At 72.9% G+C, this 21,000-nt stretch carries 17 protein-coding genes; 12 read left to right on the plus strand and 5 right to left on the minus strand.

Annotated elements, in window-relative coordinates; all coding sequences use genetic code 11:
• Nucleotides 1–179: 179 nt before the first annotated feature.
• Complete coding sequence (locus ACIRPK_RS13365) at nt 180–878, plus strand: metal-dependent transcriptional regulator (RefSeq protein ID WP_403037238.1); 699 nt, start codon at nt 180–182, stop codon at nt 876–878.
• A gap of 406 nt (nt 879–1,284) precedes the next feature.
• Here the strand turns inward: ACIRPK_RS13365 and ACIRPK_RS13370 are convergent, their stop codons facing one another.
• Complete coding sequence (locus tag ACIRPK_RS13370; RefSeq protein ID WP_403037241.1) at nt 1,285–1,980, minus strand: bifunctional DNA primase/polymerase; 696 nt, start codon at nt 1,978–1,980, stop codon at nt 1,285–1,287.
• 354 nt (nt 1,981–2,334) lie between these two features.
• Between ACIRPK_RS13370 and ACIRPK_RS13375 the strand changes: the two genes are divergently transcribed.
• Both ACIRPK_RS13375 and ACIRPK_RS13380 read left to right on the plus strand, forming a co-directional pair.
• Nucleotides 2,335–3,711 carry a transcriptional regulator gene (locus ACIRPK_RS13375; RefSeq protein ID WP_403037243.1) on the plus strand — a complete coding sequence of 459 codons (1,377 nt, stop codon included), beginning with the start codon at nt 2,335–2,337 and terminating at the stop codon, nt 3,709–3,711.
• 155 nt (nt 3,712–3,866) lie between these two features.
• Nucleotides 3,867–4,955, plus strand: a complete 1,089-nt coding sequence (locus ACIRPK_RS13380) for a hypothetical protein (protein ID WP_403037245.1) — start codon at nt 3,867–3,869, stop codon at nt 4,953–4,955.
• A gap of 72 nt (nt 4,956–5,027) precedes the next feature.
• On the opposite strand, the gene ACIRPK_RS13385 is transcribed toward ACIRPK_RS13380, so the two are convergent.
• Nucleotides 5,028–6,308, minus strand: coding sequence for an ABC transporter substrate-binding protein (locus tag ACIRPK_RS13385; protein ID WP_403037247.1), 1,281 nt, complete (start codon nt 6,306–6,308; stop codon nt 5,028–5,030).
• 265 nt (nt 6,309–6,573) lie between these two features.
• Between ACIRPK_RS13385 and ACIRPK_RS13390 the strand changes: the two genes are divergently transcribed.
• Nucleotides 6,574–7,011 carry a hypothetical protein gene (locus tag ACIRPK_RS13390; RefSeq protein ID WP_403037250.1) on the plus strand — a complete coding sequence of 146 codons (438 nt, stop codon included), beginning with the start codon at nt 6,574–6,576 and terminating at the stop codon, nt 7,009–7,011.
• Between the two features lie 94 nt (nt 7,012–7,105).
• On the plus strand, nt 7,106–7,972 hold the full coding sequence (purU, locus tag ACIRPK_RS13395) for a formyltetrahydrofolate deformylase (protein WP_403037252.1): 867 nt from the start codon (nt 7,106–7,108) through the stop codon (nt 7,970–7,972).
• A 296-nt stretch (nt 7,973–8,268) separates the two neighbouring features.
• Here the strand turns inward: purU and ACIRPK_RS13400 are convergent, their stop codons facing one another.
• Nucleotides 8,269–9,402: a zf-HC2 domain-containing protein gene (locus ACIRPK_RS13400; protein ID WP_403037255.1), complete on the minus strand. Its 1,134-nt coding sequence runs from the start codon at nt 9,400–9,402 to the stop codon at nt 8,269–8,271.
• Nucleotides 9,399–9,917, minus strand: a complete 519-nt coding sequence (locus tag ACIRPK_RS13405) for an RNA polymerase sigma factor (protein WP_403037258.1) — start codon at nt 9,915–9,917, stop codon at nt 9,399–9,401. Before ACIRPK_RS13405 ends, ACIRPK_RS13400 begins: the two co-directional genes overlap by 4 nt.
• A 427-nt stretch (nt 9,918–10,344) precedes the next feature.
• Between ACIRPK_RS13405 and ACIRPK_RS13410 the strand changes: the two genes are divergently transcribed.
• From ACIRPK_RS13410 to ACIRPK_RS13440, 7 genes are all read left to right on the plus strand, one after another.
• Nucleotides 10,345–10,815 (plus strand): ATP-binding protein, encoded by a 471-nt coding sequence (locus tag ACIRPK_RS13410; protein ID WP_403037261.1) that lies wholly within the window; start codon nt 10,345–10,347, stop codon nt 10,813–10,815.
• Between the two features lie 348 nt (nt 10,816–11,163).
• On the plus strand, nt 11,164–12,429 hold the full coding sequence (locus ACIRPK_RS13415) for an MFS transporter (protein WP_403037264.1): 1,266 nt from the start codon (nt 11,164–11,166) through the stop codon (nt 12,427–12,429).
• Nucleotides 12,430–12,714: 285 nt separating this feature from the next.
• Nucleotides 12,715–13,998, plus strand: a complete 1,284-nt coding sequence (locus ACIRPK_RS13420) for an MFS transporter (RefSeq protein ID WP_403037267.1) — start codon at nt 12,715–12,717, stop codon at nt 13,996–13,998.
• 11 nt (nt 13,999–14,009) lie between these two features.
• Nucleotides 14,010–14,534, plus strand: coding sequence for a GNAT family N-acetyltransferase (locus ACIRPK_RS13425; RefSeq protein WP_403037270.1), 525 nt, complete (start codon nt 14,010–14,012; stop codon nt 14,532–14,534).
• A 335-nt stretch (nt 14,535–14,869) separates the two neighbouring features.
• A complete protein-coding gene (locus ACIRPK_RS13430) occupies nt 14,870–15,193 on the plus strand; it encodes a DUF4229 domain-containing protein (protein WP_403037273.1) in 324 nt (107 codons plus the stop codon).
• Between the two features lie 14 nt (nt 15,194–15,207).
• Nucleotides 15,208–16,239: a LacI family DNA-binding transcriptional regulator gene (locus ACIRPK_RS13435; RefSeq protein ID WP_403037276.1), complete on the plus strand. Its 1,032-nt coding sequence runs from the start codon at nt 15,208–15,210 to the stop codon at nt 16,237–16,239.
• 87 nt (nt 16,240–16,326) lie between these two features.
• On the plus strand, nt 16,327–19,521 hold the full coding sequence (locus ACIRPK_RS13440) for an SdrD B-like domain-containing protein (RefSeq protein WP_403037279.1): 3,195 nt from the start codon (nt 16,327–16,329) through the stop codon (nt 19,519–19,521).
• An 84-nt stretch (nt 19,522–19,605) separates the two neighbouring features.
• Here ACIRPK_RS13440 and ACIRPK_RS13445 read toward each other — a convergent pair whose 3' ends face one another.
• Nucleotides 19,606–20,838, minus strand: a complete 1,233-nt coding sequence (locus ACIRPK_RS13445; protein ID WP_403037282.1) for an MFS transporter — start codon at nt 20,836–20,838, stop codon at nt 19,606–19,608.
• Nucleotides 20,839–21,000 lie beyond the last annotated feature (162 nt).

Consider the following 21,000-nt stretch of genomic DNA (forward strand, 5'->3'; position numbering starts at 1 on the left):
CAGCTGTGGGAGAAAGCTACGGCCAGCACCGTGCGGCCTCGGGGGCACCGCTGTCAACAGTGACGAAAAAGCTCCCGAGCTGACGGAAAGGCCGGGGAAGAAGGGGTCGGGGGCCACCGGTTGCTTCCCCCGTACGTCAGAATTGGCGGTGAGGATACCGAGGAACGGAGCCAGCGGCGATGTCTGGGCTGATCGACACCACAGAGATGTACCTCCGCACCATTCTGGAGCTGGAGGAGGAGGGCATCGTCCCGATGCGTGCCCGGATCGCGGAACGGCTCGAACAGAGTGGCCCCACGGTCAGCCAGACGGTTGGCCGGATGGAGCGGGACGGCCTGCTCCAGGTGGCCGGTGACCGGCACCTGGAGCTGACCGAGGAGGGCCGGCGGCTCGCCGTCCGGGTGATGCGCAAGCACCGGATCGCGGAGTGCCTGCTGGTCGACGTGATCGGCCTGGAGTGGGAGCAGGTGCACGAGGAGGCCTGTCGCTGGGAGCACGTGATGAGCGAGACGGTCGAGCGCAAGGTGCTCGCCATGCTCGGCCACCCGACCCAGTCCCCCTACGGCAACCCGATCCCCGGCCTGGAGGAGCTCGGCGACACCCGGGCCGAGGGCGAGGGCTTCGACGCCGCGCTGACCACGCTGGACTCGGTGCGGGTCGGTACGGACGGGGTCAACGTGGTGGTCCGCCGGATCGGCGAGCCGATCCAGACCGACGAGGGCCTGATGCTCACGCTGCGCCGGGCCGGCATCCGCCCCGGCCACACCGTCCGGGTCGGCGCGGGGGTGGACGGCGGCGTGCTGGTCGGCTCCGGCGAGAGCGCGGCCGAGCTCCCGAAGGACATCGCCGCGCACCTGTTCGTGGCCGAGGTCCAGTAGCCCCGGCAGTGGTGCGGCGGAGCCCGGTGCCTCCCCTGGCACCGGGCTCCGCCGTCCCCCACCGATCCCCCTCCGGTCCCCCGCCTTCCCCCGAGAGCCCCCCCGATCCGCCTCGCTCGGCTTCCCCGTCCGAGTGCCCCTCCTGCGGTCCCTCTCGGAGCAATTCCTCCCCTCGGCAGATCTTGGCAATCCTTGAGCGCTGTCACTCGTACGAGCGGCTTCCACCCCCGCCGACCGGGTACGTCGGTGTCTTATCCGGGCAAACGTGTGACGGGCCCCGACTCCGGTGGGAGCCAGGGCCCGTCAGTCGCGCGCGTGGTCCCGCGCGGTGCGCGCCCTCACCCGATAGGCGTAGGACGGCAGTTCGAAGGGGCGGCTGAGTCGCCGTCGACTCCCCGGTCCTGGCTCAGTGCACGCCGGCCGGCTGGTTCGCCGGCGGCCGCAGCGGCGGGGCCTCCCGGCCGCAGGCGTACGCCAGCGGGCTGATCAGGTCCTCGGCGTCCGGCAGCCAGCGGTTCAGCTCGGACGGCGGCCTGGCCCACCGGGTCGGGCCGAACTGGCCGACCCGGGAGGGCGGTGCGACGATCCAGTCGCCCTCGCCGCGCGCCACCAGGTCCAGCCGGCCGGGGCCCCAGCCGAGCCGGCGGAGCATCTCCGGCAGCTTGGCCACCACCCCGGGCAGCACCAGGAAGAGCAGCCGGCGCCCGGACTGGCCGGCCGAGGCGGGGGCCGCCACCACCGGGCCCAGCTGGAGGTTCAGCCGCTCCATCCGGGCCAGCGCCAGGCAGCCCGCCACCTCCGGGACGTCCAGCACGTCGAAGAACCGACCGGTGGGCAGCAGGATCGACGCCGCCGGGTGCTCCGACCACCAGCGGCGGACCACGCCGGGACCGGCGCTGGCCTTGCCGCGCCACTCCGGGTGGGTCGGGTGCGCGCCGGGCAGCGGGCAGCGCGGCTCGCCGCAGGAGCAGCGGGCCGGGCCGTCGTCGTCGAGCAGCCAAGTCCCGGGAGCGACCTCCCAGTGGCGGTCCTCGACGTAGCTGAGGGCCGCGCTGAGCGGCTTGGGCAGGCCCGACTCGGGGGCTTCCGGGGTGTCTTCCACGTGCTGCTCAACTACCATCCGTGAGTGGGGTTACGGTCCGTGGCCCGGCGGGTTCCGGCCGACGGGCTCTGTCACCCGTACCGGTGACGGCGGCCGGCCGCGGAGGGCAACTGCCGGACGGGTTCCGGAGCATCGGCGGCGGGTAGAAGACGAAGGGGCCCAGACGGCGTAACAGGGGGCGCACAGGGGCATTTGGCAGGGCGCGTGGGGGGTGGGCCCGTCACCGTGGGTATCCCGCTGGTGTTGCTGATCGCTAACCTGAAGTCAGATGTCCCAACCGGTCGGCACGTCGGCAGTTCGAGCAGCAAATCGTCGCCCGCCGGTCAGGGCCGGGGGCGTGGGGAGGCGAAGCCCATGGCCGCAAGAGCACTCGTCGCACGGCAGCCCAACGAGCGTCTGCAGCAGCTGATCCAGGAAGCGAGCTGCTCCAACGCGGGCCTCGCCCGCCGGGTGAATCTCTGTGGCGCCGAGCACGGCCTCGACCTGCGCTACGACAAGACCTCGGTGGCCCGCTGGCTACGCGGCCAACAGCCGCGCGGCCAAGCCCCGGCGGTGATCGCCGAGGCGCTCGGCCGCAAACTCGGCCGTGGTGTCACGGTCGACGAGATCGGCATGGCGGACGGCAAGAACCTGAGCTCGGGGGTCGGCCTGCAGTTCGCCGCCACCCTCAGCGGCGCACTGGACCAGGTCTGCGAGCTGTGGCGCAGCGACGTCGGCCGCCGGGAGTTCCTGTCCGGCGCCACGGTGGCGGCCTCCGCGCTGGTCGAGCCCAGCCGGGACTGGCTGATCACCCCGCCGGATCCGGTGGTGGCCCGCACCGGCGGCCCCCGGGTCGGCCTGGCGGACGTTGCGGCGATCCGCGCCACCACCCAGATGCTGGTCGACCTGGACCACCGGTTCGGCAGCGGGCACGTCCGCCCCGTGGTGGTGCACTACCTGAACAGCGTGGTCTCCGGCCTGCTCAGTGGTGCGTACCGGGAGGAGACCGGCCGTCAACTCTTCGGCGCGGTGGCCCGGCTGACCGAGCTGGCCGGCTACATGGCGGTGGACACCGGGCAGCCCGGCCTGGCCCAGCGCTACTACATCCAGGCGCTCCGGCTGGCCCAGGCCGCCGACGACCGGGGCTACGGCGGCTACGTGCTGGCCGCCTCGATGAGCCACCTGGCGGCCGCGCTGGGCAATCCGCGCGAGATCGCCCAACTCGCCCGCGCCGCCCAGGAGGGCGCCCGCTCGGTGGCCACCCCCACGGCGATGGCGATGTTCTACGCCGCCGAGGCCCGGGGCCACGCCCTGCTCGGCGACGTCCGGTCCTGCGAGGCGGTGGCCGCCAAGGCGCTGGCCGCGATGGAGCAGCGCAACCCGGAGGACGACCCGGACTGGATCGTGCACTTCGACGAGGCTTACCTGGCCGACGAGTTGGCACACTGCCACCGGGATCTGGAGCAGGCCGTGCAGGCCGAGAAGTACGCCCGCACCGCGCTCGAACTGCACCCGCCGACCAGGGTCCGCCGCCGCGCGGTGGACTTGGTGCTGCTGGCCACCGCCCAGCTCCAGCTGCGCGACCTGGAGCGGGCCTGCGAGACCGGCACCCAGGCGGTCCGGCTGCTGAGCGGGCTGCGGTCCAACCGGGGCGTGGAGTACCTGGACGAGTTCCGCCGCCGGCTGGAGCCGTACCGCAGTCACCGGGCGGTGCGGGAGTTCCAGGCCCGGATGGAGTTGGAGGCCGCGTGACGGACTTCCAGGGCGCGTAGTCACCTTCGGGAACGACGGGGTAGGTTGGGCGTGATAGTCGGCGTCCCCTGCGTGGTAGAGGCAGCGAGCGCGCGGAAGAACCGAGGAAGGCCCCCGCGGTGCGGTCGTGGGCCGTGCACAGGTGAGGAATCGCGTTGAGCCAGCGCCGCTCGTACTCCCACTCCAACTCAGGTGACTTCAACCTGGACGACCTCTTCAGACCGGAGCCGGACGCCAACGCGCAGCCGCCGGTCCAGCAGGGGGTGCCGACCGAGCAGTTCCAGGGCGGCGGCCCGGAGTACCTGGGCGGTCAGGCGTACCCCGGGGGCCCCGGCGTGCCGCAGCAGCAGGCGGCCCCCGAGGCCGCGCCGGCCACCCAGTTCCTGCCGCCGTACCCGACCAGCGATCCGACGGGTGGTCAGCAGCCCGGCTACGGGCAGCCGCCGCAGCCCATGGGTGGTCAGCAGTCCTTCGGTGGCCAGTCGTTCGGGGACCAGCAGCAGTCGTACGGCGGCCAGGGCTTCGGCGGTCAGCAGCCCTCGTACGGGGGGCAGCAGTTCCCGCCCGCGCCCCCGGCGTACCCCGCCCCGATGTCCTCCGCCCCGGAGCCCCGGCGGGCCAACAACCGGCTGATCATCGGCGGTGTGGTGGCGGGGTGCGCGGCAGCGGGCATCCTGGTCGCGGTGCTGCTCAGCGGCGGCGGGGAGACGCCCGACCAGGGCGCCGCCCCGGTGGCCAAGTCCCCCTCGGCCGGGTCGGCCGCCGCCGGTGCCGGTACGGCGGGCACGATCAGCCCGGAGGCCAAGGCCCAGGCCCAGGCGCTCGCCACCGTGCTCGGCACCGCGAACGCCAGCCGGACGAGCGTGGTGAACGCGGTCCAGGCGGTGGGCAGGTGCGAGAAGCTGCCCGAGTCCCAGCAGGCCCTCACCGACGCGGCGGCCCAGCGCGACCAGCTGCTCGGCAGTCTGGCGGCGCTGAAGACCGACCAGCTGACCGGTGGCCCCCAGCTGGCCGAGCAGCTCAAGAAGGCGTGGGAGGCCTCGGCCAAGGCCGACCGCGAGTACGCGCTCTGGGCGGCCGACTCGGTCGCGGCCTGCGACCCGGCGAAGAAGGACAACCCGCACTACAAGCTCGGCAACACCGCCAGCGGCGATGCCACCGTGGCCAAGAAGCAGGCCAGCACCCTGTGGAACGCGATCGCCGCCCTGGCCGGCCTGCCGACCAAGGCCGACACCGACCTCTGAGTCCGGCCGATCCCCTGAACAGCCGTCAGGCCCGGCCCCCACGGGGGAGCCGGGCCTGCGCCGTCCACGGGCTCAGCCCGCCAGGACCTTCCGGACGTCCACGAAACCCGCCCGCTGCTCGACCAGCCGGCCGCCCTGCACCCGCTGGAAGGTCACCGCGGTGTTCACCAACCGGGGCGAGTCCGCGCTGGGCAGCATGTTGGTGAGGCCCCAGCTCAGCGGGGGAGTGGCGCCGGCGGTCTCGATCGGCTCGCCGCCGTCCAGTACGCCGCGGAGCGCCTTGGTGGTGATCTGCTTGCCGTTCCCGGTCCGCTCCACCGCCTGCCGGAACACCTCGTACGCGACCCAGGTGGTCTGCACCCCGGGGTCCGAGACGTCGATCGGCACCCCGCCGCCGTGCAGGCGCACGGTGGACCGCAGCACGTCCCAGACCTGGGAACTCTCCGGCGGGTACCAGCCGGTGGCGAGCGCGCCGCTGAGCGGGCCCGCGTCGCCGCCGGTGGCGTCGACCACCGACTGCTGGAAGCTGCCGATCACCGAGGCGAGCTGGGTCCGCCGCGGCTGCAGCCGCCGGTACGGGTCCAGCAGGTTGGCGGTCGGCTCGAAGCCGAGCGCCACGATCACGCAGCTGCCGACCCGGTCGTCGCCGATCGCCTTCTTGGCGATCTCGGTGTAGTCGTTCGAGCGCTCGGGGGCCTTGACGTCCTTGAGCGTGATCCCGGCGGGCTTCAGCGCCCCGGCCAGGAAGCCGAGCAGGGTGTCGCCGGCCCTGGTGTCCGGCCGGACCACCGCGACGCTCCTGCAGCCGGCCTCGACCAGCTGCTGCCCGCTGCCCGCGATCAGCGCGGGGGTGCCGCCGGAGACCGGGTAGGAGAACGGGCTGCTGAACTCGGGCGTGGAGAGGCCGTAGCCGCCGACGTAGGGGATGCCGGCCGCCTCCAGGGTGGGCATGAACGCATCGCCGTACTGGCTGTACGAGCCGACCACGGCGAGCGCGTGCGCGGCCACCGCCTGCCGGGCGCACTCGGTGGCCCCCTCGGCGGTGTTGTGCTCGTTGCAGGTGAGCACCTTGACCCGGTGGCCGGCCAGCCCGCCCCCGGCGTTCAGCTCGTGGCCGACCGCCCCGGCCAGCGCGGTCATCCCGGGCCGGTCGGCGGAGCCGGTGCCGGACGGCGCCCAGGTCATCACGGTGATCTCGTCCGGCGGGGCGGCGTCGGCGGGCCCCCCGCAGGCGGACAGCAGGGCGGGGAGCAGCAGCGCGGCGGCCACCGCTCCGGCGGTGCGGCGGCATCGGCCGGTCCGGCCCGGAGTGCCGGTCGGCTCTGCGTGCTCGGGCGATCCGCTCCGCCTCATGATGGGGTGCTCCTCCTGGGATCGAACTGCTCCGGCCTGGTCGGCCAGGGTCAGCCTTGACCTGGCGGAGTGCGCCGAGAGGGACGAAAAGCGAACGACGGGCCAACGGGGGCGGAACTCCGGGTGGGATGACCGGATGACGCGAGTAGAACGTGTGAAGTCCGGGCACGTAGCATCGCTCTCCATGTCCGCGAGTACAGATTCTTCGTATCGGTCTGCCCGAAACCCTTCTCGTAGCGGGCACCGCTCAAGCACGATGGGCGGCATGCCGCTCAACGACCTGCCCTGGTGGCGCTGGCGAGCCCGACTCCGCTCGGCGCTGCACATGCTGTCCGACCCCGCGTTCCAGCAGCGGACCTGGCTGACCGGCCAGGGCGGCTTCGGCGACGTCACCGACGCCGTCTACCGGCTGGTCGAGGACACCTGGCTGGACCGCTGGCCCGCCGAGAAGTACGTCGGCACCATCCTCCGGGACGCCGAGGAGGCGGCCCTGGTGGACGCCGCCGTGCTCCGGGTGCTCCGGGTGCTGCACGAGATCGGTGCGGACGCCCCGGCCGCCGCCTACCTGGGCCACCCCGGCTGGCCCGAGGCGGTCGACGCGGCGCTGGCCGCCCACACCCGGCTCTCGCTGGCCGACGGCGAGGACCCGGCGGGGCCGCCGCACTCGCTGGAGACGCTGCGGTCGCTGACCCGGGTCGGCTGAGCGCGTCCGCACTGCGGTCGGTCCGGCGGCGCCCGTCCGGTATGTGACACCCTGGGCGGTCCGCCACCAGCGCCCGCAGAACGGAACGACACCCGTGGACCAGCCGACGGCCAGCGCCCAGTACGTCCTCACGCTGTCCTGCCCGGACAAGCAGGGGATCGTGCACGCGGTCTCCAGCTACCTCTTCATGACCGGCTGCAACATCATCGACAGTCAGCAGTTCGGCGACGGTGACAGCGGACTGTTCTTCATGCGGGTGCACTTCTCGGCCGAACAACCCGTCAGCACCGAGAAGCTCCGGGCCAGCTTCGCCGCGATCGGCGCCTCGTTCCGGATGGACTGGCGGATCACCCCGAGCGCGGAGCGGATGCGGGTGGTCCTGATGGTCAGCAAGTTCGGGCACTGCCTGAACGACCTGCTGTTCCGGACCCGGATCGGCGCCCTGCCGGTGGAGATCGCGGCGGTGGTCTCCAACCACACCGACTTCCGCGAGCTGACCGAGTCCTACGGCATCCCGTTCCACCACCTGCCGGTGACCCGCGACAACAAGGCCGAGGCCGAGCAGCAGCTGCTCGACCTGGTGGCGGCCGAGCAGGTCGACCTGGTGGTGCTGGCCCGCTACATGCAGGTGCTCTCCGACGACCTGTGCAAGGCCCTGACCGGACGCATCATCAACATCCACCACTCCTTCCTGCCGAGCTTCAAGGGCGCCAAGCCCTACCACCAGGCGCACACCCGGGGCGTGAAGCTGATCGGCGCCACCGCCCACTACGTCACCGCGGACCTCGACGAGGGTCCGATCATCGAGCAGGAAGTCGCCCGCGTCACCCACGACGTGACGCCCGACCAGCTGGTCGCGGTCGGCCGCGACGTCGAGTGCCAGGCGCTGGCCCGCGCGGTCAAGTGGCACAGCGAACACCGCGTCCTCCTCAACGGCACCCGCACGGTCGTCTTCGCCTAGCCCCTCCACAGGTGCTCAGCCCGCTACGGCGCCAGGGGCTTGGGCACCCGGTTCGGTAGACAGGGGCTCGGGGAACTGCGACGCCGGCCCTTGCAAGGTGATCCGTTCAGGGGTGGTCAGGAACCTTCGCAGTGACCCGATCGCCAGATCTCCTCGCAGTTCCCCGAGCCCCTGGGTGGTAGATGGTCGAGCGCCTGCCTAGAGCGCAGCCCTGAAGTCCTGGGTAGTTGACGGCTGAGGACCTGGCCAGAGCGCAGCCCCCGAGCCTCTGGACCGTAGTCCCGGAGCGCCTGCCTCTAGGGCCGGGAGAGCAGCGGGGCCGCCCGGAGGAGTTCGCGGATGGCGGCGCGGTCGCCGTACTCGCCCGCCGGGATCCGGTCGGGGTCGCGGTGGGCGGCCACCAGGTTGCAGAACTCCAGCCCGTCCAGCACGAGTTCCGCCACCGGCGGCCCCTCGGCGGCGAAGCCGTCCAGCGGGATCAGCCACTCACCGGCTGCCGGGCCCTCGATGACCAGCCGGAGCGCCCGCCCGGGCCCGGGCGTCGGCGGCCGGGTGGCGGCCAGCGCGATCGGGAGCATCCGGACCGCCAGGTCGACCATCAGCCGCAGGTGCCGGGGCAGCGGCGGCGGGTAGGGGTAGTCGACCGCACGGGCGATGTCGTCGCCGTGCACCCAGCACTCGAAGGCGCGGTCCACGAAGGCGTCCCGGAGCGGGAGCCGGGCGAAACCGAAGTCCACCGTGGCGCCGCCCTGCGGCCGGAGCGCGGCGCTGCGCACCAGCGCGTGGCCCTGCCGTCGCCACTGCGCCCGGACGGTGCCCGGGGCCAGGTCGGTCTGGACGGCGAGCAGCCGGGCCGTGCGGTCCAGCACCCCGGCGGCGGGGCTGCCCTGGGCCGGGACCCGGGTGGCCGGGCCGTGCTGGGCGGGGACCCGGACCGGTGCGGTGGTGGCGGCGCCGGGGACCGGGTCGGGCAGGCCGAGGCCGGGGGCCAGGTAGCCGTCCACGGCGGTCAGATGACCCAGCACCTCGGCCGGACGCCACCGCTGCACCCCGCCGTACCAGGGGAGTTCGGCCACCTCCTGCCACTCCTCGGGGCCGAGGTCACGGAGCAGCGCGTCCAGCTTGGCGGTCTCGGTCGCGTACGGGGCGGCCCAGTCCGGGACGGGCAGCTGAGCCGGGCGGCGGGCCAGGCACCAGTCCAGCACCTGCTGGCGGAGCGAGCCCGACGGGTCGAGCGGCTCGTCGGGGGAGAGCCGGCCGGCCGCGTTCCGCAGCCGGGTGGCCTCCTCGGCGCAGTCCGGGCAGACCGCCAGGTGCTGGTTCAGCTCGGCCGCCTCGCGGCGCGGGCAGGCGTCCAGCGCCCAGGCGCCGAGCAGCGAACGGTACGCCTCGTGCCGCAGCTCGGCCGCGTGGTCCTCCTGAAGCGTCACGACTCGCCCTCCTCGTCGGCCAGTTCGGTGGCGAGCAGCTGGAGGGCGAGCCGGAGCCGCTGCTTGGCGGCCTGCTCGGTGATCCCCAACTGGCGGGCGGTCTCCTGGTAACTGCGGCCGTCGAACCAGGCCAGCGCGATCGTCTCGCGCAACGGGTCGGGCAGCGAGTCGACCACGTACTGGGCCCGGGCGGCACCGGCGCGCTCGCGCAGCTGCCGGTCATCGGCGTGGTCCAGCCGGAGCCGGTCCAGGGCGCGCCGCCGGGTCAGCGAGCCGAGCCAGGCCCGCAGCGAACCCTGCCGGGGGTCGAAGGACTCGGGGTGCTCCCAGAGTTGGCCGAAAACCTCCCGGGTGAGCTGTTCGGCGGCGGCCTGATCGGTCAGGATCCGGCCGGCCAGGCCGTGCACCAGGGGCGCCAACCGGTCGTAGAGCTCGGCGAGCGCGGTCTCCTCGCCCCGGGCCAGCCGCCAGTGGATCTGCTCGTCCCAGCTCGGGACCGGTCCGGCGGTCTCCATCGCCCCTCCCCCTGCTCGGCTCCACGGTAACCGGCCGGGAATCGTCGGCGAAGGGAATCGTATGAAGAAGTTTCGAATCGTCAGCTGGTGGTGACGGTACGGACTTTCGTCGTTCGATCCGTGGTGGACAGATGTAGCAAGGGTGGTTCGCTCGTGGCGGCGGTCGGATCGGCGTCGTCGCGCGGTACGTTTCGTTACGCTCGCGCCGTCCCCTCCCAAGGCCAGGTCGGAGCGGGTGGCCGGACGATCGCCGGTGCGACGCTCGCCAGAGTGAGCGGGACAGTATGCACTGCGCTGTCCCCCGATCGCTGGAATATGCCCGAAGCGCTTGCTGCGACCGTCCTGCCGGATCATTCTGAGGCGTATTCGTGACGGAGCCATGGCCGGTCCGACCGGGCCTCGAACTGCGAGTGCGGGTGGTGGAGCGGTGCAGGTACTTCAGGTCCAGTTGGCGGTCCAGGCGGACCCGGCCGAGGTCGGTCGGGCGCGTCGCTGGGTTCGCTCGCGGCTCCAGGGCCACGGCTTCGACCCGGACGCGGCGATCGCCGAGACCCTGGTGCTGGTGGTCTCCGAGCTGGTCACCAACGCCGTGGTGCACACCGGATCGCCGGCCGTGCTCCGGCTCTCGGTCCCGCTGCCGGAGGGCGGCGGCCGGTCGGCCCCGACCCTGGTCCGGGTCGAGGTGTCGGACGGCAGCTGTATCGCCCCCGCCCCCCGGTGCGCGGCGGGTGACGCGACCAACGGGCGGGGTCTGGAGCTGGTGGAACTGCTGTGCGAGCGCTGGGGCTGGTACCCGGACGGCTCCGGCAAGCGGGTCTGGTGCGAGATCGGCGACGGTGCGATGGTGGCTCCGGCCATGGAGCGGACCAGCGGCGCAGGGGGCGCACTGATCGCCTAGGTCTCCGCCGCGTGCTCCCGTGAGTGCCAAATGCGCCGCAACCATTCCGAATTTCCGACAACCCATTGACGTGACGTATCCAACTGATCACTCTTGGGTGCAGTTCTCCGTTGTGAGGGGACGTCGAGGGAGTGCCGGTGCGGTCAGCATGGGGGTCGTATGCCGCCGGGCGCGTCGGTGGAGCCTTCCTTGACGAGTACGGAGCGCTCGGTGCGCGGGTCAGGGGCCCCGGGTACCCGGATCGGACGGTGGCCGTCGTGCCGTGCTCGGGGCGCGCATGCCGCGCCGCCGTCCGATCGTGACCATAAACCACTGGAATTCCGAGTGGTCTACACCAAAACTGCTGGGGTGACGCTCCCCGAACTCCAGGACCAGTCCGTCGAGGTCCGATCGGTCGTGGACCGATCGGCCGAGGCACCGGCGATCTGGTCCCGCAACTTCCGGTACTACTTCACCGCCCGCAGCGCGGGTCTGCTGGGTGACGCGATGCTTCCGGTCGCGGTCTCGGCCGGCCTGATCGGTGCCGGCCACGGACTGGGCACCGTCGGCTTCGCGCTCGCCTTCCTGATGGGCCCGTTCGCCGGCCTGGTGCTGTTCGGTGGCGTGCTCGCCGACCGGTTCACCGCCCGCCGGATGATGATCGGCGCGGACCTGGCCAACCTGACCACCCGGATCCTGCTGGCGGTCCTCTTCTTCCGCGGCATCGACCAACTCTGGCAGCTCTACGCCCTGCTGGCGGTGGCCGGCACCGCCGCCGCGATGTTCCAGCCCGGCGCCGCCTCCACCGTCCCGCTGGTGGCCCGCGACGTCCAGGGCGCCAACGGCGTGCTGCGCACCGCCGAGGCGTTCACCGGCCTGCTCGGACCGGCCCTGGCCGGCCTGCTGGTCGGTTCGGCCGCCACCGGCTGGGTGATGCTGATCGCCGCCGTCACCTTCGGCATCAGCGCCGCCTGCCTGCTCGCCCTCCGGCTCGGCACCGTGCCCGCCCCGCCGCCGGGCGACAGCCTCTGGCGCAACCTGGTGGTCGGCTGGCACGAGTTCCGCGCCCGCAGCTGGCTCTGGGGCGTGATCGTGATCTGGCTGTTCTTCACCGTGCTCAGCTGGGGCCCGCAGATGCCGATCGCGGCCGGCCTGATCGTGCCCGAGTACGGTCCCACCGTGTACGGCCTGCTCAACTGCGCGTTCGGCGCGGGCACCGTGCTCGGTGGCCTGCTGGCGATCCGCTACAAGCCCGAACGTCCGCTCGCCGCCGGTGCGGTGGCGATGCTGGTCTTCCCGCTCTACCCCATCGGCATCGTGGCCGGCTGGCCGGTCTGGCTGCTCGCCGCAGCCCAGCTCGTGGTCGGCGTCGGCCTCACCTTCTGGGGCGTCATGTGGGCCACCAACGTGCAGACCCAGGTCCCCGGCGAGGTCCTCAACCGCATCCACGCCTACGAGGTGGCCGGCTCGGTCTGCATGTTCCCCATCGGCAGCGCCCTGGCCGGCCCCGCAGTGGAAGCCTTCGGCGCCACCCGGGTCCTCCAAGTAGGCATCGTGGTCTCCTTCCTGGTGGTCGCCGCGCTCCTCCTCACCCGCCCCATCCGCACCCTCCGCCGCGTCCCGGACCGCCCCTGAGGCGCTTTCGGCAGGTGCTCAGCTTTTGGCAGGTGCTTCGGAAGAGTCAGGGGCTCGGGGAACTGCGACGCCGACCTGTGCAAGGTGATCCGTTCAGGGGTGGTCAGGCAATTTCGCAGTGACCCGAACGCCAGATCTCCTCGCAGTTCCCCGAGCCCCTGGATAGTGCAACTGAGCGCCCTGCCAAAAGCAGAGCTCCGAGCTCCGGGGCAGTGCAACTGACGGCGCAGCCCCACCAGGTGCCCTGCCGGAGAGTGCTCGGGTGTCGTACAAGAGGATCAGCGCGTGAACGAAACCCTCAGCACCGTGAAGTCCCGCCGCCCGCAATACGCCTGGGTGGTGGCCGGGGTGGCCGTGCTGGTGCTGCTCGGGTCGGCCGGCTTCCGGTCCACGCCCGGGCTGATGATGGACGCGCTGCACACCGAGTTCGGCTGGTCGCACGCCACCATCTCCGCCGCCGTCTCGGTCAACCTCACCCTCTACGGCCTGACCGCGCCGTTCGCCGCCGCCCTGATGGACCGCTTCGGCGTCCGGCTGATCGTGGTCAGCGCCCTGCTGACGATATCCACCGGCGCCGGGCTCACCATGCTGATGACGCAGAGCTGGCAACTGGTGCTCTGCTGGGGCGTCCTGGTCGGCCTCGGTTCGGGCTCGATGGCGGGGGCGTTCGCCACCACCGTCTCCGGCCGTTGGTTCGCCGCCCGCCAGGGCCTGGTCACCGGCGTGCTCACCGCCGCCGGCGCGGCGGGCAACCTGGTCTTCATGCCGCTGCTCGCCTGGCTGGTCGAGGAACACGGCTGGCGCACCGCCGTGGTGGTGGTCTCGGTCTCCGCCACCGTGGTCGCCCTCCCGGTGCTGCTGCTGATGCGCGAACGCCCGGCCGACCTCGGCCTGCTCCCGTACGGGGCGACCGAGCAGCCGCCCGCGCCGAGCACCGACGGCAGTGCGATCCTGCGCAGTCTGCGGATCCTCCGCGGGGTGAGCCGCAGCCGCGCCTTCTGGCTGCTGGCCGGCTCGTTCGCGATCTGCGGTGCCACCACGGCGGGTCTGGTCGGCACCCACTTCATCCCGGCCGCGCACGACCACGGCATGGCGGTCACCACGGCCGCGGGCCTGCTCGCCCTGGTCGGCGTCTTCGACGTGGTCGGCACCATCGCCAGCGGCTGGTTCACCGACCGGTTCGACTCCCGCTCGCTGCTGATCACCTACTACGCGCTGCGCGGGCTCTCGCTGCTCTTCCTGCCGCAGCTGTTCGCCGGTTCGCCGGAGCCGCCCATCCTGGCCTTCGTGATCTTCTACGGCCTGGACTGGGTGGCCACCGTGCCGCCGACCATCGCCCTCTGCCGCCGCCACTTCGGCGCCGACGCCCCGGTGGTGTTCGGCTGGGTGCTGGCCTGCCACCAGCTCGGCGCCGCCCTGGTGGCAGGGCTGGCCGGCCTGAGCCGGGACCGGTTCGGCGACTACGACCTGGCCTGGTACGGCGCCGGCGCGCTCTGCGCGGTGGCCGTGCTGCTCTGCCTCGGCCTCGGCCGCAGCACCCCCGCCCGGCCTGTCACGGCCGCCGCCTAGGCTTGGTGCCCATGACGCTCACCTTCACCCTGGCCCCCGAGCCGACCCCGGAGCTGCGGGCCTCGATCATCACCCTCTGGACGGACGCGACCAACGCGGGCGGCGCCGTCGGGTTCGTCCCGCCGGTGACGGAGGATCAGGTCTGGGTGGCGGCCGAGAAGCAGTTCGCGGGCCTCGGCCCGGGGCAGCCTGACATGCTGCTGGTCGGCCACGAGCCGGGCGGCCGGCTGGTGGCGGCGCTGTTCTTCGAGGACATGCGGTTCGACCTGATGGACCACTGGCGGCTGCTCAAGCGGGTCATGGTGCACCCCGACTTCCAGGGCAGCGGCTACGGCGTCGAGCTGATGGCCGAGGCAGCCCGGGTCGCCCGCGACGCCGGCTGGGCCGGCCTCCGGCTCACCCTCCGCGGCGGGCTCGGCCTGGAGCACTTCTACACCCGCTGCGGCTACACCGAGGTCGGTCGCGTCCCCGGGGCCATCCGGGTGGCCCCGGGCGACGACCGCGACGACGTCACCATGTGGCTCGACCTCCGCTGAGGTGCGACTCCGCCGGCCTGTTGCAAGCGGCCCGGCATCTACGGTCGGGGGCTCGGGGAACTGCTCAGCCGCCTACGGCCCAGGGGCTCGGGGAACTGCGACGCCGGCCTCGTACAAGGTGACCGTTGCGTGGGTGGTCAGGCACTTTCGCAGTGACCCGCACGCCAGATCTCCTCGCAGTTCCCCGAGCCCCTGGGCAGTAGCACCGGAGCACCTGCAAAAAGTTGAGCGCCTGCAAAAAGGTGCAGTCCCGAGCCCCTGCCAAGGGCCGGTCGGGCGGTCGTGCTTCACTGGATAGCCGCGTCAGCCGTACCCCCGCAGTGAAGGACGTCCCCGTGAGCAGCAAGAAGCACGCCACGCTCCGCTACACCTCGATGCGCCTGAGCATCTTCCTGTCGTGCCTGCTCCTCGCCGTGCTGCTCGGCCATTTCGGGGTCATCCCGGTGACCGGCAGCACCGGGGTGGTCTTCCTGGTGCTGATCGCCGGCCTGGTCTCCGCCCCGCTCAGCTACGTCCTGCTGAGCAGGCAGCGCGACGAGATGTCCGCGCAGCTGGCCGAGAAGGTCGCCAACCGCAGGTCCCGTTCGGCCGAGGTCGCCGCCGAGGAGGACGCCGCCGACGACGCCGCCCGTGCGGCGGCCGCCCAGGCGCAGGGCTGAGCCGTCCCCGCGCGATGACCGAGCCCTCCGCACCGAACCCGGCGTCCCGGCGCCCGACCGGCCGCGACGTGGCCCGGTTGGCCGGGGTCTCGCAGGCGACGGTCTCGTTGGTGTTCTCCGGGGCGGAGGCCGGGCAGCGGGTCTCCGAGGCGACCCGGGAGCGGGTCAGGGAGGTGGCCAGGACGCTCGGCTACCGCCCGCAGGCGGCGGGCCGCCAACTGCGGCTGGGCCGGAGCGGGATGATCCTGCTCGCGGTGCCGAACATCCTCGGGCCGTTCTTCGGCCGGGTGCTGGTGGGGGTGCACGAGGAGGCCGGCCGGCACGGCCTGGCCGTGGTGGTGAGCTCGGGCTGGGGCAGCGCGACGCTGGCCGAGGCGGCCACCACCAGCCGGTTCGACGGACTGCTGGTCTGCTCGCCGGACGACAGTCAGCTCGGCGCACTGCCCGCCGACACCCCGGCGGTGTTCCTGGACGCCGACCCCGCGCTCGCCGACCCGGGCACCGGCCGGCCCCGGCCGACCGTCGAGCTGGACGTCGCGGGTGGCATGCGGGCCGCCGTCGAGCACCTGACCGGGCTCGGCCACCGGCGGATCGGGCACCTGCGGTCCACCCACTCCGCGTACACCTTCCGGGTCCGGCAGGCCGCCTTCGAGGCGGCCACCGAGGGGCTCGAAGTGCTGGAGCTGGGCGTCACCCTGAACGAGGGTCAGCGCGCCGCCAGGTCCGCCGCGCACCGGCTGCTCAGCCGGCCGGACCGCCCGCACGCGGTGGTCTGCGACGACGACGTGGTCGCCTCGGGGCTGTACCAGGCCGCCGCCGAACTCGGGCTGCGGATTCCGGCCGACGTCTCGGTGGTCGGCATCGACAACATCCCGGTGGCCGATCTGCTGGCGCCGCCGCTGACCACCGTCGACCTGCCGGGGGAGCAGCTCGGCCGGGCCGGGGTCGCCGCCCTGGCGGCCCTGCTGCGCGGCGAACCGGCCCCGCCGGTCGCCCCGTTGGCCACCGCGCTGGTGCTCCGGAGCTCCACCGGCCGCTCCGCGTAGCCCATCTGACGACCTTTTGGTCCTATCGGTTGACGAGCCCGCCGCGTCATACCGGACAAATCATTACCAATAGCATCAGATAGGGGAATGTGGAAGAGATCCCGGGTCCCCCGGTTGCTGACGGCCTGCGGGCTGCTCTCCGCCAGCCTGCTCGCCGGCACGATGTCCGGCACCCCGAACGCGCTGGCGGCGATCACGTTCACCAAGACGGTGGACAAGGCGAATCCGGCGCCCGGGGAGAACGTCACCTACACCCTGAGCTACACCTGTTCGCTGAACGACTGCGAGCACGGGAAGATCAGCGACGCCCTGCCGGCCGGCATGGAGTTCGTCGGCTGGACCCCGGACGCCAGCACCGTTGACGTCGACGGATCCACCGTGCCGGCCGCCGGGGCGAAGGGGGGCACGCTGGACATCGCGCTCAACCCCCTCACCCCCGGCACCACCGCCACCGTCAAGGTCACCCTCAAGTACCCCAACTTCACCACCGCCAACGGCACCCAGGCGGTCAACACCGCCACCTTCACCGCCGACGGCGAGACCCCGCAGACCGGCACCGCCACCACCACGGCGGTGGTGCAGCCGCAGTACAAGGTCACCAAGGGCGTCCAGACCAGCAGCCAGGACGGCCGCACGGTGACGTACCAGTTCGGCACCTGCTCCACCGACGGGGTGCCGAACGTCGACCTGGACCTGGCCAAGCTGGTGGACACGCTGCCGGCCGGCGCCGTGGTGGACACCTCGCGCTCACCGGGCTGGAGCCAGGTGGGAGCGGGGAACACCTGGGAGTACGACATCGGTGCCTTCACCGCGGGCAACGGGCAGGCGGGCTGCCGCTACCCCGGGGTGCTGGTGGTCAACTTCCCCGCCCCGACCTTCCCGACCGGCAGCACCGCCACCAACTCGGTCACCCTGAACGGCGACCCGCTCGGCCCGGACCCCGCCCGGGACCTGGACACCGCGACCGCCGTCAGCCCGACCTTCCAGGACCCCAGCACCGGGGTGCACGTCTCCTCCTCCAAGGTCTGGCAGTCGAGCTTCGTCTCCGGTGACATCGGCTCGTTCAGCCTGTTCCCGAACAACGTCTCGGTCCCGGTCACCAGCCTGGTGATGACCGACCCGGGCACCGGGACCACCACCGACCTCTACAACTGGCTCGCCCCGCAGAGCATCCAGCTGGAGGCATGGAACCCGACCAGCATCGCGCTGACCCTGGAGTACCGCCTGAACGGCGACCCGGCCTGGCAGACCTTCACTCCGGGCACCCCCTTCAACGGAGCCGGTGCCCGCCGGGTCAAGATCGAGACCGGGGCGGGCGACCCGGCCAACGACGTGCTCGGCATCCCGGCCGGCCGCTGGCTGCACGGACTGCGGTTCAGCTGGGCCGGTCCGATCCCGACCGGCTGGAGCCCGGGCAACTCGGTCCAGGTGCTGGCCCAGGTGCTGTACACCGGCCACGACGGCGCCACCGCACCGACCCCGCTGCACAACTGCGTGGACGTGGTCGGCACCGACGGCACCACCACGGACACCGCCACCGCCTGTGCCGACGCCACGGTCACCGCCGCCACCAACCTCGGCGCGGCGAAGACCACCACGGCCGGCGCGGTGCTCGCGCCGGGTGGCACCGCCACCTTCCAGGTGATCCCGTACAACCGGACCGGCCACGCTCTGGACAAGCCGCTGGTGCTCTACGACCTGCTGCCGCCCGGCTTCGTCTTCGTCGACGGCTCGGTCCGCGTCGACCCGGGCTGGTCGGACGCCAAGGCCCCCGCGGAGGTCGCCGTACTGCCGGGCAAGGACGGCCGGCAGCTGATCCGGATGACCTGGCCGGCGGGCAGTCCCGACATGACCTACCTGCACGACAACCTGGCCTACCGGGTGCTGTTCGACGCCCAGGCCGCGGGCAGTGCCCAGCCGGGCAGCTTCACCAACGACGTCTACGTCACGGCTGACGGTGCGTCACCCCCGGTCACCTGCAAGTACTACGGTGCCGACAGCTCGGTGCCGGACGTCGACGACTTCAACCGCAACGGCGACACCGCCGAGAAGCTCTGCCACGCCTCCTCGAAGGTGGAGATCCAGGTCCCCGCCGTGCTGCGGGCCTACAAGGAGGTCAAGGGCGACGAGGACAGCGCCTACGGCAGCTCCGGCACCTCCTCGCCCGGCGGGCAGATCTCGTACCGGATGACCGTCCGGAACGACTCGCCCGACGCCGTCACCGACTTCGTCGCGTACGACCGCCTGCCCACCCCCGGCGACGGGTACGTGCTGCGGCCGGACACCTCGCGCGGCAGTGCCTGGACGCCCTCGCTGACCGAGCCGCTGGTGAGCAGCGACCCGGCCGTGGTGATCGAGTACTCCACCGCGCCCGACCCGTGCCGTCCGGTCTCGCTCGGCGGTCCGGCGGGCTGCCCGATCGGTGCCGAGTGGAGCACCACCTTCCCCGGCCCCGGGGTGACCACCTGGTTCCGGATCTCGCGGCCCGGCACGATGCCCTCGGGCGGGCTGTTCACCCTGACCTGGCCGATGGTGGCCTCGTACGACGCCCCCGACACGGCGTTCGCCTGGAACAGCTTCGCCTACACCGCCACCGACAGCAGCGGCCAGCAGCTGCTGCCGGCCGAGCCCGCCAAGGTCGGCGTCGGGGTGCACCAGCCCACCCCGCCGGCCAACTCGATCGGCGACTTCGTCTGGAACGACCTCAACCGGAACGGCCTGCAGGACGCCGGCGAGCCCGGCGTCGGCGGGGTCACCGCGTACCTGCTGGACGGGAAGGGGCGCAAGGTCCGCAACCTGAACGGCAAGCCGGCCACCTCCACCAGCAATGGCCGGGGCTTCTACCTGTTCGGGAAGCTGCCGAACGGCACCTACGCGGTCCAGTTCGACCTGGCCACCATCCCGGCCGGCGCCGCCGTCACCCTCAAGGACGCGGTCCGCCGGACGGCGGCCAGCGCGGAGGACTCCGACGCCGATCCGGTCACCGGCATCACCGAGAACGTCACGGTGTCCGGTGGCGAGGCCCAGCTCAACCTGGACCTCGGCCTGGTCCTTCCCCCGGAGCCCACCCCGCCGCCGACCCCGAGTCCGGAGCCCACCCCACCGACGCCGACCGTCACGCCGGTGCCGCCCACCCCGCTGCCGACCGCCTCACCGACCGGCGGCCTGCCGGACACCGGGGCGCACTTCCCGGTGGCGTTCTTCGCGGTGCTGGCGCTGGCGCTGGCCGCGGCGGGTGCGGTGCTCGGACTGACGAGTCGTCAGCGAGGCCGCCGGCACTGAGGTACCCCGTCCGGGAGTCCCGGGCTGATGTGCGGCTCCGCCGCGTCGGCGACGCCGACCTCGAAAGCGAAAGTGCCTGGCTGTCTACGCGGGTGCGACGCTTCCGAGGTCGGCGTCGCAGTTCCCCGAGCCCCTGCCGGCGGTCCCCGTCGTCCTGAACCAACGGCGGGTGCCGAAGAGCAGCACCCCGCCCAGGCCGATGCCGCCGACCGCGCAGAGGGCGACCGCCGTCAGGGAGTGCGAGACCAGCGCTCCCGAGACGGCGTAGCCCGCCGCGTTGCCGGTCGCGAACAGCGTGATCAGCCAGGCGAACGCCTCGGTGACCGTGCCGGTCGGGGCCAGCTCGGCGATCAGCACGAAGGCGGCGGCCAGCAGGGGGGCCAAGCCGATGCCGGAGAGCAGGGCCAGCGCGGCCATCGGCAGCGGGGCGGGGAGCACCAGCAGGGGGAGGTAGGAGGCGGCCATCGCCAGCGCGATCACCCAGGTCCGGGTGGCGGTGGTGCTGCGCCACTTCACCGCGCCGTAGCCGAGCGCGCCGACCAGACCGCCGAGCGCGGCCAGCGCGAGCAGCAGCCCGGCCCCGCCGGGCAGGTCGCCCCGGTGGTTCTCGGCGTAGGCGATGAAGAGCACGTTCTGGGCGCCGACCGTCCAGCCCGCACCGGCCAGGCCGACCAGCAGCAGGACCAGGCCGGGCGAGCGCAGCGGGCCGAGCAGCCCGGAGGAGGCGTGCCGGGCGGGGGCCCGCCAGGCCCGGGCGGGGGCGGCGGTGGCGACCACCAGGGCGCCGGCCAGGCCGAGCCCGGCGGCCGTCCACAGCGCGGTCACCGGCGAGAACGCGGCGGCGATTCCGGCCACCGCCAACGGTCCTGCCACGTAGAGGAGTTGCTGGGCGGCGGAGTCGAAGGCGTACGCGGTGTCGAGCTGCTCCTCGTCGACCACGGCGGGCCAGAGCGCCCGCAGGCAGGGCTCCAGCGGCGGCATCGCGAGCCCGGCGATCGCCGCGCCGAGCGGGGCGGCCCAGACCGAGCCGGGGGCCAGCGCGAGCAGCGCGTACCCGACGCCGGCGACCACGGCGGAGGCCAGCAGGACGCGCGGCTGCCCGGTCCGGTCGACGATCCGGCCGAGCACCGGGCCGCCGATCGCGGCGGCGATCGCGTACGCGGCGGTGGCCAGACCGATCCTGCTGTACGGGGTGCCCGCGTCGCGCAGGGCGAGGGCGATCACCAGGGCGGTCATCCCGGCGGGGAGGCGGCCGAGCAGGGTGCCGAGCAGGAGACGGGTCACGTGCGGTGCGCGGAGCAGGGCGAGGTAGCCCATGGGGTTCGGTCTCCTGGGGCAGGGGAAGGCGGCGGTAAGTCATCAAGTTATACGTATAACCGGATCGGGTCAATCGGCCGGCCAGGAACCGCACGGGATGGTTCGTCGTCTGACAGTCCGACAGCTGAGCACTCGCCAGGCCGGACCGGGACACCGGCCGTG

The organism is Kitasatospora sp. NPDC101801 (genome assembly GCF_044766665.1).
Classification (GTDB): domain Bacteria; phylum Actinomycetota; class Actinomycetes; order Streptomycetales; family Streptomycetaceae; genus Kitasatospora.